This window comes from Paraburkholderia sp. CNPSo 3281, assembly GCF_024206515.1.
GTDB lineage: Bacteria > Pseudomonadota > Gammaproteobacteria > Burkholderiales > Burkholderiaceae > Paraburkholderia > Paraburkholderia nodosa.
Window position 1 is genome coordinate 55,967 of sequence record NZ_JAMBPS010000027.1, and the last position, 13,935, is coordinate 69,901.

9 protein-coding genes are annotated in these 13,935 nt (G+C 67.7%); 6 read left to right on the top strand and 3 right to left on the bottom strand.

What is annotated here, in order from left to right; genetic code table 11:
- The first annotated feature begins 2 nt into the window (after positions 1 to 2).
- Entirely contained in the window at positions 3 to 1,382 is a 1,380-nt protein-coding gene (locus M3I56_RS23975) for an MmgE/PrpD family protein (protein ID WP_254356127.1), read from the top strand.
- Positions 1,379 to 2,182 (top strand): CoA ester lyase, encoded by an 804-nt coding sequence (locus tag M3I56_RS23980; protein ID WP_254356128.1) that lies wholly within the window; start codon positions 1,379 to 1,381, stop codon positions 2,180 to 2,182. Before M3I56_RS23975 ends, M3I56_RS23980 begins: the two co-directional genes overlap by 4 nt.
- A 104-nt stretch (positions 2,183 to 2,286) precedes the next feature.
- Here the strand turns inward: M3I56_RS23980 and M3I56_RS23985 are convergent, their stop codons facing one another.
- The 3 genes from M3I56_RS23985 to M3I56_RS23995 form a co-directional block, all read right to left on the bottom strand.
- Complete coding sequence (locus tag M3I56_RS23985) at positions 2,287 to 3,222, bottom strand: electron transfer flavoprotein subunit alpha/FixB family protein (protein ID WP_254356157.1); 936 nt, start codon at positions 3,220 to 3,222, stop codon at positions 2,287 to 2,289.
- A gap of 24 nt (positions 3,223 to 3,246) precedes the next feature.
- Positions 3,247 to 3,996 carry an electron transfer flavoprotein subunit beta/FixA family protein gene (locus M3I56_RS23990; RefSeq protein ID WP_254356129.1) on the bottom strand — a complete coding sequence of 250 codons (750 nt, stop codon included), beginning with the start codon at positions 3,994 to 3,996 and terminating at the stop codon, positions 3,247 to 3,249.
- Positions 3,997 to 4,220: 224 nt separating this feature from the next.
- Positions 4,221 to 5,213, bottom strand: a complete 993-nt coding sequence (locus M3I56_RS23995; RefSeq protein ID WP_254356130.1) for a ferritin-like domain-containing protein — start codon at positions 5,211 to 5,213, stop codon at positions 4,221 to 4,223.
- A gap of 338 nt (positions 5,214 to 5,551) precedes the next feature.
- On the opposite strand from M3I56_RS23995, the gene wecB reads away from it, so the two are divergent.
- From wecB to M3I56_RS24015, 4 genes are all read left to right on the top strand, one after another.
- Complete coding sequence (gene wecB, locus M3I56_RS24000; protein ID WP_302056973.1) at positions 5,552 to 6,781, top strand: non-hydrolyzing UDP-N-acetylglucosamine 2-epimerase; 1,230 nt, start codon at positions 5,552 to 5,554, stop codon at positions 6,779 to 6,781.
- A gap of 127 nt (positions 6,782 to 6,908) precedes the next feature.
- A complete protein-coding gene (locus tag M3I56_RS24005) occupies positions 6,909 to 9,212 on the top strand; it encodes a cellulose biosynthesis cyclic di-GMP-binding regulatory protein BcsB (RefSeq protein ID WP_254356131.1) in 2,304 nt (767 codons plus the stop codon).
- 56 nt (positions 9,213 to 9,268) lie between these two features.
- Positions 9,269 to 11,362 carry a glycosyl transferase family protein gene (locus M3I56_RS24010; RefSeq protein WP_254356159.1) on the top strand — a complete coding sequence of 698 codons (2,094 nt, stop codon included), beginning with the start codon at positions 9,269 to 9,271 and terminating at the stop codon, positions 11,360 to 11,362.
- A 74-nt stretch (positions 11,363 to 11,436) separates the two neighbouring features.
- On the top strand, positions 11,437 to 13,935 hold the full coding sequence (locus M3I56_RS24015) for a bacteriophage N4 adsorption protein A (RefSeq protein WP_254356132.1): 2,499 nt from the start codon (positions 11,437 to 11,439) through the stop codon (positions 13,933 to 13,935).

The following is a 13,935-nucleotide window of genomic DNA, read 5'->3' on the forward strand; positions in this document are numbered from 1 at the left end:
CCATGACAGATCATCCCAGCCGCGCACTCGCGGCGTTTGCCTCACAACTGCGCTTCGATTCGATCCCGACTCACGTGGTCGAGCGCACCGTCAATCTCTACGTGGACTGGCTCGGCTCCGCGCTGGGGGGCAAGGGCGCGCGCCCGGTCGAGACGATTGCGCGCTTCGCCCGCACCGCCCGCAGCGCGCCCGAGGCCCAAGGGCCGTGCGATGTCATCATCGATCGCACTCGTACCACGGCGTATTTCGCCGCCATGACCAACGGCGCCGCTTCGCATTTCGTCGAGCAGGACGACGTGCACAACGGCTCGGTGCTGCATCCGGCCACCGTCGTGTTTCCGGTGACGCTGGCGCTCGCGCAGGCGCTGGGCGCCTCGGGGCAGGAGTTCATCGCGGCCTCGGTGGCGGGTTACGAAGTGGGCATCCGCGTCGGCGAATTCATGGGTCGCTCGCACTACAGGATATTTCACACCACGGGCACCGTGGGTACGGTCGCGGCTGCGGCCGCGGCGGGCCGTCTGCTCAAGCTCACGCCCGAGCAGATGCTCGACGCGTTCGGGTCGGCAGGCACGCAGGCGAGCGGCTTATGGGAGTTCCTGCGCGACGCGGCCGATTCGAAGCAACTGCACACGGCCATGGCGGCTGCGAACGGCCTGATGGCCGCCCAGCTCGCAGCGGACGGCTTTCGTGGCGCGCAGCGCATTCTCGAAGGCGCGCAAGGCATGGCGGCCGGCATGTCGAGCGATGCCGATCCCACGAAGCTGGTCGACCGCCTGGGCGAGCGTTGGGCCACGGTCGAAACGTCGTTCAAGTATCACGCGGCGTGTCGTCACACGCATCCGGCCGCCGACGCGCTGCTGTCCGTGATCGACACGCACGGCCTGAGTCCCGACGATATCGCGAGCGTAACGGCGCACGTGCATCAAGGCGCCATCGACGTGCTCGGCAGCGTGGTCGTGCCGAGCACCGTTCATCAGGCGAAATTCAACATGGGGACGGTGCTGGGCCTGGTCGCATACCGCGGCTATGCGGGCGTGAACGAGTTCGAGCGCGACTACTCGGCGGCCGATATCGCGGCGTTTCGCGAACGCGTGACGATGGCGCTCGACGAGGAAGTGGACCACGCGTATCCCGCGCGCTGGATCGGCAAGGTGAGCGTGACGACGCGCGACGGCCGCACGTTGCAGGGCCGCGTGGACGAGCCGAAGGGCGACCCGGGCAATACGCTCTCGCGCGAGGAGATCGCAGCGAAGTTCGTGCGACTCGTGGCATTCTCGGGCGCCGCGAGCGAGAGCGAAGCGCAGCGCCTGCTCGACGCGGCGTGGGGCATTGCCGAGGCGCAGCGCGTAAGCACGCTGTTCGGTGAAGGGGCGAGTGTATGAGCGCTGCGCTTTCCCGCTCGTATCTCTTCGTGCCGGGCAACCGGCCCGAACGCTTCGAGAAGGCGCGCGGCGCGGGGGCGGATGCCGTGATCGTCGATCTGGAGGATGCGGTTCCGCCGGCGGAAAAGGGCGCGGCGCGCGACGCCGTGCTCGCGGCGCTGGACGCGGCGCGCCCCGTGTGGGTGCGCGTGAACGGCACCGACACGCCCTGGTTCGCCGATGACGCCGCCGCACTTGCGGGACATGCGGGCGTGGCGGGCATCATGTTGCCGAAGGCGGAAAGCGCGGAGCAGGTCGCGGCGGTGCGTTCAGGCGCGCACGGCGCGCTACACGTGTTGCCGATCGTGGAAACCGCGCGCGGCATCGCGGGCCTGAATGCGCTGTGCAGCGCGCAAGGCGTGCTGCGCGTGGCGTTCGGCACGCTCGATTTTCAGGTGGATATGGGCATCGACGGCGACGGCGAGGAACTCGACGCGTTTCGCTCGCAGATCGTGCTGGCCTCTCGGCTTGCGGGCATTGCGGCGCCCGTGGACGGCGTTTCGACCGTCTTCGACGATGCCGATGGGCCCGAGCGTGAAGCGCGCCGCGGGCGGCGCTTCGGCTACGGCGGCAAGCTATGCATTCATCCGAAGCAGATCGAGCCCGTGCATCGCGCCTACGCATGGACCGGGGCGGAGCGCGCATGGGCGCAGCGTGTGCTCGATGCGGTGCAGGCGAGTGGCGGGGCCGCGGTGGCGCTCGACGGCAAGATGGTGGATATGCCGGTGATCCTCAAGGCGCGGCGGATTTTGGGTGTTTAAACGCTGGCCGAGGTCGTTGTAACTGCTGCGATGAAGTCGATAGAGGAGGCGCCTTTGTTTTCACGAAGGCGCCTTTCGTTTTTTCTGCTAGCCAGCGGACGGACTTAGCCGATTGCGCCAGCGAGTTCGGGTACGGCCGTGAACAGGTCGCCGACGAGGCCGTAGTCGGCCACGCTGAAGATCGGTGCTTCCTCGTCCTTGTTGATCGCGACGATGACCTTCGAGTCCTTCATGCCGGCGAGGTGCTGGATTGCGCCGGAGATCCCCACTGCAACGTATAGTTGCGGCGCGACGATCTTGCCAGTCTGACCGACCTGATAGTCGTTCGGCACGTAGCCTGCGTCCACTGCTGCGCGCGACGCGCCGAGCGCAGCGTTGAGCTTGTCCGCGAGCGGCTCCAGAACCTTTGTGTAGTTTTCGCCGCTACCAAGACCGCGGCCACCCGAAACGATGATCTTAGCGCTCGTGAGTTCCGGCCGGTCGAGCTTCGTGACTTCGCGGCTTACGAATTGTGAAAGTCCACTGTCTGCTGCGGCTTCGATCTTTTCGATCGGTGCGTTACCGCCGACGGCCGCGACTGCATCGAACCCCGTCGTGCGGACAGTGATGACCTTGATCGCATCTTGAGATTGCACCGTCGCGATCGCATTGCCCGCGTAGATCGGACGCTCGAACGTGTCCGCGCTGCGCACAGCGGTGATGTCGCTGATCTGGGCAACGTCCAGCTTCGCGGCGATGCGCGGCGTGACATTCTTGCCCGATGCCGTTGCGGGCGCAAGGATGTGCGAGTAGTTCCTTGCGATATTGAGGATCGTCGCTTCGACGTTTTCCGCGAGACCTTGCTCGAGTTGTGGCGCGTCGGCGAGCAGTACCTTCGCAACGCCTGCGATCTTCGCTGCTGCATCCGCTGCAGCTTGCGCGTTGTAGCTTGCGATCAGCACATGCACGTCGCCGCCAATCTTCTGCGCTGCTGCAACCGTGTTCAACGTCGCGGCCTTCACGGTCGCGTTGTCGTGTTCGGCTATGACCAGATTCACCAGATTCGTCATTTTCAAATCGCTCCCTTACAGCACCTTGGCTTCGGTTTTCAGCTTCTCGATCAGCGCGGCAACGTCCGGCACCTTCACGCCTGCCGAACGCTTCGGCGACTCGGCAACTTTCAACGTCTTCAGGCGGGGCGCGACGTCGACACCCAGATCGGAAGGCTGAATCGTCTCCAGCGGCTTCTTCTTCGCCTTCATGATGTTCGGCAGCGTGACGTAGCGCGGTTCGTTCAGGCGCAAATCGGTCGTCACGACGGCGGGCAGTTTCAACGACAGCGTCTCCGCGCCGCCATCCACTTCGCGCGAAACCGTGGCCTGGCCGTCTGCGACGACGACCTTCGAAGCACAGGTGGCTTGCGGCAGATTCGCCAGCGCAGCGAGCATCTGCCCAGTCTGATTCGAATCGTCGTCAATGGCCTGCTTGCCGAGAATGATCAGCGACGGCTGTTCCTTGTCGACGAGCGCTTTCAAAAGCTTCGCCACCGCGAGCGGCTGCAGATCGTCGTTCGACTCGATCAGCACGGCGCGATCCGCACCGATGGCCAGCGCCGTGCGCAGCGTTTCCTGGGCCTGCGAGACACCGCACGAAACGGCAATGACCTCGGTCGCCACGCCGGCTTCCTTCAGACGCACTGCTTCTTCAACGGCAATTTCATCGAACGGGTTCATCGAAAACTTCACGTTGGCGATATCCACCCCCGTGCCATCCGACTTCACTCGGACCTTCACGTTGTAATCGACCACGCGCTTGACGGGCACCAGAATTTTCAAGCTCTTTCTCCTCGATAGGGGCAATGCTTTCGTCGCTGACGAAGACCTTCGTCACTGTGACAGACGCGTGGGCTGCGCGGAATTCAGCTTTGTGGAAGGCGTGCTTCGAGCGTGCTAAAGCAGCGCCGCGCAGCCTGCATGGGCGCGAAGCGTCGCACGAATGTGGCGCGCGCCGCAATCGTCCGTTCGAACGAAGCGGCGCGCGTGCCAGCGGGAGGGGAGCGTCAGTTCTTCTTGTCGCGCACGAAGCGCAGTGCGAAGCGCACGAGCCGCGGCATGGTTTCGGGCCGCAGCAGACGCTTGTCGTAGCCCGCAAAGCGCCGCTCGTTTTCGGCGAGACACAGGCGCATGAGATCCGGCACGTTGATGTCCACGTCCGTCACCTGCTGCGCACCGTTCATCGTGAAGTTGTTGTCGTGCCGGTGTTCGTTGCCATCGGCATCCATGGCGCGCGCGAGACCGACGCGTTCCCACGCCAGAAAAGCCCAGACGCCGGCCACCTTCAGCTCGAAGCGAATGCGTTGCCACCCGCTGAGCCGGGCGCGGTGCCAGGCCACCCAGTTCGCGAACAGCAGGATATGGCGGCATTCTTCCTGCATGACGGGCTCGAACGTGTCGATCAGTTCGGGCGGAAAGAGGCCGGAGCGATGCGCCACTTCGAAGAGGCCGAACGCGAAGAAGCTGTCCACGCATTCGCTGTAGCCCGTCACGAGGTAGGCCCATTCGGCGTCCTTGGGGTACACGTAGGGCGGTTCGCTCGCGAGCTTGATGCCGTACGCCGCCACCATGCGCGAGAGGACTTCCTTGTGGCGGTTCTCCTCCCACGCGTTCAAGGCGAGCGCATCGCGCATCACGGCGTCGTCGAGCGAGGCGGCATAGGCGGCCATGCGCAGGCGCGCGCGGCCTTCCGTTTGCACGGCAATGTCCCAGATGGGCAGATCGGTAATGCGCTTGAGCGCCGCGGGTTCGAGCTGCGGCCAATCGAGTACCGAGGGCCGGTAAGGATTGAAGGTCTCGCGGAACATGCGGCACATCTCGTCGCGATGAACGTCGGAGCCGGGCGTGAGCGCACCGGTGACACGGCTCGTCCAGTGGCGAGTGTTGCGCTCGGCGGCGTCGAGCGTCTCGCGGTCCGGGCGCTCGACGGGCAGCGCCGGCGCGTCGAAGCCGGGAATCAGTTGCGACGCATCGAAGGCGTCGAGTATCAGGTCGTCCATCTCGCTGTTCTTTTGCCGGTGGCCAACGCACGCGATGCTTTCACGGTTGCGAGGATGCATAAGAGACTGCAGTCGTCGCAAGAGCTTACTTCGAACCGGCGCAACGCGCGACGAGCGCGGCGTTCGATCGGATCGTTAGCTATCGTTCATCCGTCTTCTTCGACGCTATAATGGCCCGACCCATGTCGAATCCTTGAACAATCGCGGCGCGAACGCTCGGGTCTGAGCATTGCGGTGCGGCACGCATGCGCGCAATAGTCTAATTGAGCAGGTAGAGTACTGCTGACTGGCCATGCGGGCAACGCCGCGGCGCCTGGACACTCCAGCTAACCGGAAACCTGCCTGTGCGCATCCTGTCGATATTCGGTACGCGGCCCGAAGCCATCAAGATGGCGCCGCTCGTCAAACGTCTCGAAGCGCAACCCGGCGTGCAGTCCGTCGTCTGCGTGACGGGGCAACATCAGACCATGCTGCAGCAGGTCCTCGACCTGTTCGGCATCGTGCCCGCGCACAACCTCGGCGCGATGACCGCGAACCAGACGCTCAACGGGCTTGCCGGGCGCCTGTTCGCCGGCCTTGACGACGTGCTCGCCGCCGAGCAGCCCGAGCGAGTGCTCGTGCACGGCGACACGCTGACGAGCATGGCGGGCGCGATTGCCGCCTTTCATCGGCGCATACCGGTTGGGCACGTGGAGGCCGGGCTGCGCACCGGCAATCTGTTCGAGCCGTGGCCCGAGGAAATGAACCGGCGCGTGGTGGATGTCGTGAGCGATCTGCTCTTCGCGCCCACGGCAAGCTCGCAGGCGAACCTCGAAGCGGAGGCGTTGGGCGGGTGCGTGGTCGTGACGGGCAATACCGTGATCGATGCGCTGCATCTCATGTGCGAGCGGCTCGACAACGACGCGGCGCTGCGCGCGCGCCTCGACGCGCAATTCCCGCTTCTCGAACCTGCCGACACCGGCCGCCCGTTGCTGCTCGTGACCGGTCATCGGCGCGAGAGTTTCGGCGAGGGCTTCGAGCATATCTGCGCGGCGCTCGCCACGCTCGCGCATTCGGGCAAGATGCAGATCGTCTATCCCGTGCATCTGAATCCCAACGTCCGCGGCCCCGTGCTCGCCACGCTCGGCAACGCGCCCAACGCTCATCTCACCGATCCGCTCGACTACCCCGAGTTCGTGCGCCTCATGCAGCGCGCGGCGATCGTGCTGACCGATTCGGGCGGCGTGCAGGAGGAGGCGCCCGCGCTCGGCAAGCCGGTGCTCGTGATGCGCGACGTAACCGAGCGCCCCGAAGCGCTTGCCGCGGGCACCGTGAAGCTCATCGGCACCGACCGGACGGCGATCGTGCGCGCGGTGCTCGAACTCGTCGAGAACGAAGACGAGCGGCGCGCCTACGCGAGGCGCGTCAATCCGTACGGCGACGGGCACGCTTCGGAGCGCATCGTTGCGGCGCTCACCGGCCAGCCGTTCGAGCCGTTCCCGAGTCGCGAGTTGCCGGGCTACCGGCATCCCGTGGTCGCCATGCGGCCGGAGCCCGGCGAGGCCGACGAGGCCGACGCCGCGCCTTGACGGCGGGCTCGATGCCTACGTATCAGTTGCATCGCAGTGCCAGGCAATCAGTGCATTCCAAAGGCGGGATGGCCGGGACCGCCACGCGGCGGATGCGCCGCCGCGCCGACACCATGAGGCATGACACGTGAGATTTGATCCGATCGGGCAGGTGCGCGCAGCGGGGCGCAAGGGCATGGGCGCGCCGTATTGCGCCTATGTGGCCGCAGCGTTTCTCGCGGCGCTGGGCCGTTGCGCGTACGCGGCGCCTGGCGACCTGGCCGGTGCCTTCGCGCAGCTCGGCGCCGGGCGCGTGGAATCGCGAACCGTGGCGCTGGCCGATCTCGGCGTGCGCGATCCGGTCGTGCTGCGCGCGCCCGATGCGACTCAGGAACTCTATCTGCCGGTGCCCGCGGGCTTGCCGATCAGCAACGCGACGCTGCAGCTCGACGCGAGCTATCTGCGCGGCAATGGCGGGCGCACGACCTTCGTGCTCTCGCTCGACGGCTCGCCCGTGCAGGCGCGCAACGTCACGGACGCGCAGGGCGACGGCTCGCTCAGCATCGGCGTGGATGGTGCGCCACGCCCCTCGGGCTTCGTGCGCGTGGGGCTGCAATGGTCGTCGGTGCTCAATGAAAACGTCTGCACGGACCAGACGGCGATCGGCAACGTCTGGAAGGTCGCGCCCACCACGCGCCTCACGTTTCAGTTCGACACCTCGGCCGTGAACGACGTGCGCACCGCGTGGAGCGCGCTGCCTGCGAAACCCGTGGTCCTCGTGAGCGGCGGCAAGCTCGATGGCGCGGCTTACGACGTGGCGTGGCGGCTCGAAGCCCTGTTGATGCGCGGCGGCGCGACGCCCGTCACGACGCGCATGCCCGCGGTGGGCGACACCGTGAATCTCGGCACCGTGCAGGTGCCGGCCGCGCTGCAGTCGGTGCCCGCTTTCGCGGCGCTGGCAGCGGGTGGCTCGCACAAGATCGCGAATCCAGCGGAACTTGGCGCGCTGATCGCGCTCGCGCCGGCGGGCGCCTTCGTGCCCAACGTCGTGGTCGCCGACGACGCGCTGCGCGCGCAAGCGGGCGCAGCGCTCGACGCGTTGCGCGGCGAGGTGCTGGCCGCTTCCGCCGATGCCGCGAGCGCCTTCGATGCGTGGCGCGCGCATTCCGGCGGCGTGCTTGCCGCGCCGTTCGAGAAGGGCGAATTGCGCCTCGCGCATCTGGGCGGCCTGCCCACCGTGGTAGTCGGTGACGACACCGGCGTGAGTGCGCTTTCGCGCACGTGGAGTGGCATCGACGTGTCGCGCCGGCTGGTCGTGCACGAACTGGCCGCGTCGCCGAACCTGAGCGCAGGGGGTTCGAGCGACCGCATCGCGCTTTCGCTGATCGGCGGCACCCCTCGAACGTTAGAGGTGCTGACTAGTGCGGCATGGGAGGCCAACTTCGATCTCGCGGCCGTCTCGGGCGATGGGCGCATTCCGCGCCGCGTGGTGCTCGATCTGGCTGCCGCGCCTGCGGCAGACCGCAACGGCCAGACGGCATCGATCTTCTTCAACGGCGTGCTGATCGGCTCGCACCTGCTCGATACCGACGGCCACGCGCAACGCGTGAGCGCGGATATCCCCGTCTATGCGCTCGGCACCACCAACGCGCTGCGCGTGCTGTTCCAGCGCCAGCCGGCGGGCGGCTGCCGCCCGCACGAGCAGGGTTATCCGGCGGCCGTGCTGCCGGGCAGTCATCTGGTCGTCGGCCAAGGACCGCTCGGCGAAAACTTCACGGGCATGGTGGCGCGTTTCTCGCGCACGGCGAGCGTGCTCGTGCCCGACGGCTATCTGGCCGATCCGGTAACGACGCTGCCGCGCGTGGCGCGGCTCGCCAATGCGGCGGGCGTTGCGCCCACGCGCGCGACGCTCCAGGTGGTGCCGAACGGCCAGAGCGCGCAGCCGAAAGACGCGTTCCTCGCCGCCGATGTCGCGCTCGACAGCGAGGGGGCCCACGCGAGCTTCGCGGACGGCCGCCTCACGCTCAAGGGGCGCGGCGGCTCGATGCTCGCCGACATGTCGGGTCTCGCGAATCTCGGCCTGATCCAGGTAGTGCGCTCGGGCACGACGCCTGGCATCGTCTACCGCAGCGTGGGCGATGCCCCCGTTCTGCCGCCCGGGATGCAGTTGCAGCAGGGCGACGTGGCCATCGTCGATGCGAGCGGCGTGCTCAAGACCTTCGATACTCAGTATCCCGGCGGCGTGCCGCCGACGGACGACCAGCGCGCGTGGCTCACGCGCCACTGGGCGGCCTGGGGCGTGCCGAGCATCGCCATCGCGGTGATGGTGTTGCTGCTGCTCGCAGCGGGCTTCGCGCGCAAGCGGGCCCGGGCGAGGACGGCGGCCGCCGCCGCGGCGCGCGCGGCGCAGGAGAGCGCCGAAAACCCGGACAACCAGCAGAGCGGATCGTGAGCGCGCACGCCATCGACTGGTGGCTCAACTATTACGCCGGCCGCTACTACGAGGGCATGGAGTATCTCGCGGCGGTGGTCGCGGTGGTGATCCTGCTATCGAGCATCGACGATCTCTTTATCGACGCGTGGTACTGGGTCCGCCGGATCATCCGCCACTACACGATCGAGCGCCGCTACGAGCCGTTGCGCGCCGAGCAACTCTACACGCGTGAGCAGCAGCCGCTGGCCATCATGGTGCCCGCGTGGCGCGAGGAAGATGTGATCGCCTCGATGGTCACCGACCTCGTGCGCGTGCTCGACTACAAGAACTATGTCGTGTTCGCCGGCACCTACCAGAACGATGCGGCGACCATTGCCGAAGTCGAGCGCATGCGGCGGCGCTACAAGCAGCTCCATCGCGTGGAGGTGCCGCACGACGGCCCCACCTGCAAGGCCGATTGTCTGAACTGGATCGTGCAGGCGATCTTTCGCATGGAGAAAGAAACCGGCATCGAATTCGCAGGCGTGATCCTGCACGACAGCGAGGACGTGCTGCATCCGCTCGAGTTGCGCTTCTTCAACTACCTGTTGCCGCGCAAGGACATGATCCAGTTGCCGGTGGCGTCGCTCGAGCGCGAATGGTACGAACTCGTCGCGGGCACGTACATGGACGAGTTCGCCGAATGGCATGCGAAGGATCTCGTGGTGCGCGAGAGCCTTGCCGGCACGGTGCCGTCGGCCGGCGTGGGCACGTGCTTTTCGCGCCGCGCGTTGGCCGGCCTCGCGGAGGAAACGCAGAATCAGCCCTTCAACACGGAGACGCTGACCGAAGACTACGATGTGGGCGAGCGCCTCGGCCGCATGGGCATGCATTCGATTTTTGCGCGCTTTCCCGTGGAGTTCGCCACGCGGCGCAAGTCGTGGTTCGGCTTCGGGCCCGAGCGAGACGTCACGCTGACCATGCCGCTGTGCGTGCGCGAGTTCTTTCCCGATACGTTTCGGACCGCTTACCGTCAGCGCGCGCGCTGGACGCTCGGCATCGGCCTGCAAGGCTGGGAGCAGACGGGCTGGGTCGGCACGATCGCCAACCGGTATCTGCTCGCGCGCGACCGCAAGGGCATCGTCACGGCGTTCGTCGGCATCATTGCCTACGTGCTGCTCGCGCAATTCCTGCTCTTTGCGTACGCCGAGTTTCTCGGCATTCGGCCGGAGCTGGTCGCCTCGCCGTTCGCCAACTCCCGCTTTCTCACCATCGTGCTGTGGGCCAACGGTGTTGCGTTGCTGCTGCGCGTGATCCAGCGCGTCTACTTCGTCTCGCGGCTCTACGGCTGGGAGCATGGCGTGCTTTCGGTGCCGCGCATGGTGATCGGCAACTTTGTGAATTTCATGGCTGTCTCGCGCGCATGGAAGATGTATCTCGCGTATCTGGTCACCGGCAAGCGGCTCGTATGGGACAAGACCATGCACGACTTTCCCTCGTCGGACGGCTTCACGGACCGCCGGCAACGTCTCGGGGAACTGCTGCTTTCGTGGCAGGCGATCGGACCGAAGGAACTGGAGCAGGCGCTGGCCCAGGAGCATGCGCAGGAAGCACCGCTCGGGCGCGTGCTGATGGCGCAGGGCTGGCTCGACGAGGAAACGCTCGCGGAGGCCATCGCGTTCCAGGCGGACCTGCCGCGCGGCTGGCTCGATCGCGAACGGCTCACGCGTTACGCGAGCGATCTGCCGATCGAACTCGCGGTGCGCTACCGCGTGCTGCCGCAAGGCGACGACGGCAAGGGGCACGAGGTGCTGCTGTGCGCAAGCCCGCTCGCGGAACCCGCGCTCGCAGCGTTGCAGGCCCAATGCGCGTTGCCGATCGTGCAGCGCATCGTGCGCGAGGGCGAGGTGGCGGACGGCTTGCGCCTGTTGCGCGGCGTGCCGCCGGTGCAGGTGCGCGAAGCGCAGGGCGCCGCCACGCAGGGCGTGCCGCTGCTGGGCGATCTGCTGATCGAACGCGGCGCGGTCAAGCGCGCCGCGTTCGAAGGGGCGTTGCAACGCTATCGGCCCGCCGAGCACGGACGCATCGGCGATTTCATGGTGGAGCAGGGCGTGCTCACACGCGATGCGCTGGCCACGGCGATTGCGGAGCAGGAGCGTCTGCGCGCCGAAGCTGCATCCGCGTCATGAGACGGTCTCCGAAGCGTTTTTCGTCGACGCGATCTTCATCCCGTTGGGGCGCAGCTGCGCCGTGTCGTGCGACGATGCCGCGTGCGCTCCTGCTCGCCGCGATGTGGGCGGCGCTCGCGGGCGCGGGGCGCGCTCAGGCCCAGGCACTGCCTCAGGGCACGCAGCCGTTGCCGTTGAGCGGCGCGGCGTATCGCGTCGCCCAGCAAGGCTACGACGCGTATGCGCGCCGCGACTACGCGGCGGCCGAGCGCTATGCGCGCGAGGCGATCCGGCAACGGCCCGATCTCGCCACGCTACGCCTGTTGCTCGCGAATTCCCAGGCGGCGCGCGGGCAGTGGCGCGAGGCGAGCCGCACGCTCTCCGACGCTATCGCGCAGATCGGTCCCGACGCGGCGCTCGCGGCACGGCGGCGCGAGGTCGATGCGCAGGTGGCCGCGCTGGCGCGACCGGGCGCGCCAACTGGGGGCAGCCGCACGGCGCGCGCCGCACCGCCGCCGGGTTCTGGGCCGCCCGACTATCTGACCGGCCGCGCATGGCAGCTTGCTCAGGAGGCCTACAAATCGTACGGCGCGAAGCAATACGATGCCGCCTGGCGCGAGGCGGGCATCGTGATCGCATTGCGGCCCGACATCTTGCGTCTGCGGCTGCTCGCCATCGACGCCGCCGCGGCGGCCGGCGACGACCGCGAAGCCTGGCAGGCCGCGCAGGACGCGCAGCGGCGTTTCGGCGACAGCCAGGCGCTGCGCGAGCGCCGCACGCAGATCGGCGCGCGGCTCGCGCCCGCAGCGGTGCAAGCGGCTCAGGCGGCGCGCGCGCGCGGCGACACCGCGCAGGGTATCGCGCTCATGCACGAGGCGATCGGCTACGCGCCGTCGCATCTCGGCAACCGGCTGCTGCTGTGCGAGATGCTGCTGGAACAGAACGACATGGCGGGCCTCGAAGCCGCGGCGGGCGATGCGATTGCGTCGGGCGCCACGCCGACGCTCATGCCGTACGTGTTGCGCGGCTATGCACGCGCAGCTCAGGGCAGGTCGGCACAGGCCAACGAGGATTTTGCGCAGGCGCTGCTGAGCGAGGGCGCTTCCGTGCGCGACGAGCGGGTGGCGCACGCGATCATCGCCGATGTGTGGACGGCCGACGGCCAGCCGCAGCGCGCGCTCGACCTGCTTGCCACGCTGCCGCCCGTCGGCGACGACACCGACGCCCTGATCGCCATGCGCCGCTACTACGCGCGCGCGGCGCTCGCGCAGTCCGCTGCGCCGACCACGCCTGCTACGCCAGGCGAGCGGGTGGCCACGACGGCGCGCCCGGTGCTCGACTGCACGGTGGACCGGTACGGCAGCGCCTGCGACGTCTATGCGGCCGATCCCGGCTTCGCGCAGCGGCGCGCCGCGATCGTCGCTTCGCAGCGCGGCGATCAGGCGGCCGCGCTCGACGCGCAGCGCCGGGCTGTCGCCGCGGACCCGCGCAATCCGCAGCATCGGCTCGAACTGATCGACGCGCTCACTGCCGCCGGCGATACCGTTGGCGCGCAGCGCGAAGCGCGTGCCATGGCCGACGCGGGCCTGCTCGATGCGCTGCCGCCGCTTTCCGCCGCGTACGTCGCGCAGCGCGCGGGAGACGACCGCCGCGCTGCCACGTACTTCGCGCAGGCGGACGAAGCCGGCCAGCTGCCGCCACAGGCCACTGGCGATGCAGGCTACAGCGCGTACCGCGCGACGTTCGACGCGCTGGCCGCAAGCTATTTCAGGCGTGCGATCGATTACGGCACCTCGCCGCCGCCAGGCGTTGCACCTGCCACGCTGGTACAGCTGCAAGACCTGCGCAATGCACACGCCGACGTCACGCGCGACTGGGGCGCGATCGCCTCGGTCAACTATCGCGGCTCAGGCCTGCAACCCGGCGTGTCGACCGGTCAAGTGCCCGGCTCGTACAACAACTGGCAGATGGGCGTCGAAGGATACTGGCGGCCGTTCGGCACGCTCGGCGACCGCAACTTCGAGGTCTATGCGCGCGTCTATCAGGACGTCGGTGCGAAGGGCGACGCGCCGAGCGGCATCTCCACCGCGCTCGGGGCCATCGGTGCGCGTGCCAAGCCGTTCGAATCGATCAACGCGGTAGTGGCGTTCGAGCGGCTCATCCCCATTGGCTCGCGCGCGCCTTCCGACTGGCTGCTGCGCCTCGCCTACTCGGGCGGCATCGGCACCGGGCGGCGGCTCGACGTGCCGTCGTGGTGGACGGTGCAGGACTATGGCGAAGTCGGCCACTACGTGAGCAACGGCTGGAACTACGGCACGGGCTATATCGAGGCGGGCCGCACGTGGCGGCTCGACACCATCAGCCCGAAGCTTACGGTCTTTCCGTACGCGGTGGCCGGCGTGGACTACGATTCGAGCGTCAACCACAGCGTGCCGGTCGGGATGGGCGTGGGTGTCTCGATGCGCTACTGGTTCCGCGACAGCTTCTACGACGCGCCGCGCTCCTATGTCGACGTGACGGTTCAGTACCGCTGGCACATCACGGGCGACGACCGGGCAGGCGGTGTGTTCTTCGGCGCCGTGCTCTCTTATTGA

Excerpts from the sequence above, each read along its gene's own strand:
- M3I56_RS23975 (WP_254356127.1), top strand. The coding sequence starts at position 3 with ATGACAGATCATCCCAGCCGCGCACTCGCGGCGTTTGCCTCACAACTG.
- M3I56_RS23980 (WP_254356128.1), top strand. The coding sequence starts at position 1,379 with ATGAGCGCTGCGCTTTCCCGCTCGTATCTCTTCGTGCCGGGCAACCGG.
- M3I56_RS23995 (WP_254356130.1), bottom strand. The coding sequence starts at position 5,213 with ATGGACGACCTGATACTCGACGCCTTCGATGCGTCGCAACTGATTCCC.
- M3I56_RS24010 (WP_254356159.1), top strand. The coding sequence starts at position 9,269 with ATGGAGTATCTCGCGGCGGTGGTCGCGGTGGTGATCCTGCTATCGAGC.
- M3I56_RS24015 (WP_254356132.1), top strand. The coding sequence starts at position 11,437 with ATGCCGCGTGCGCTCCTGCTCGCCGCGATGTGGGCGGCGCTCGCGGGC.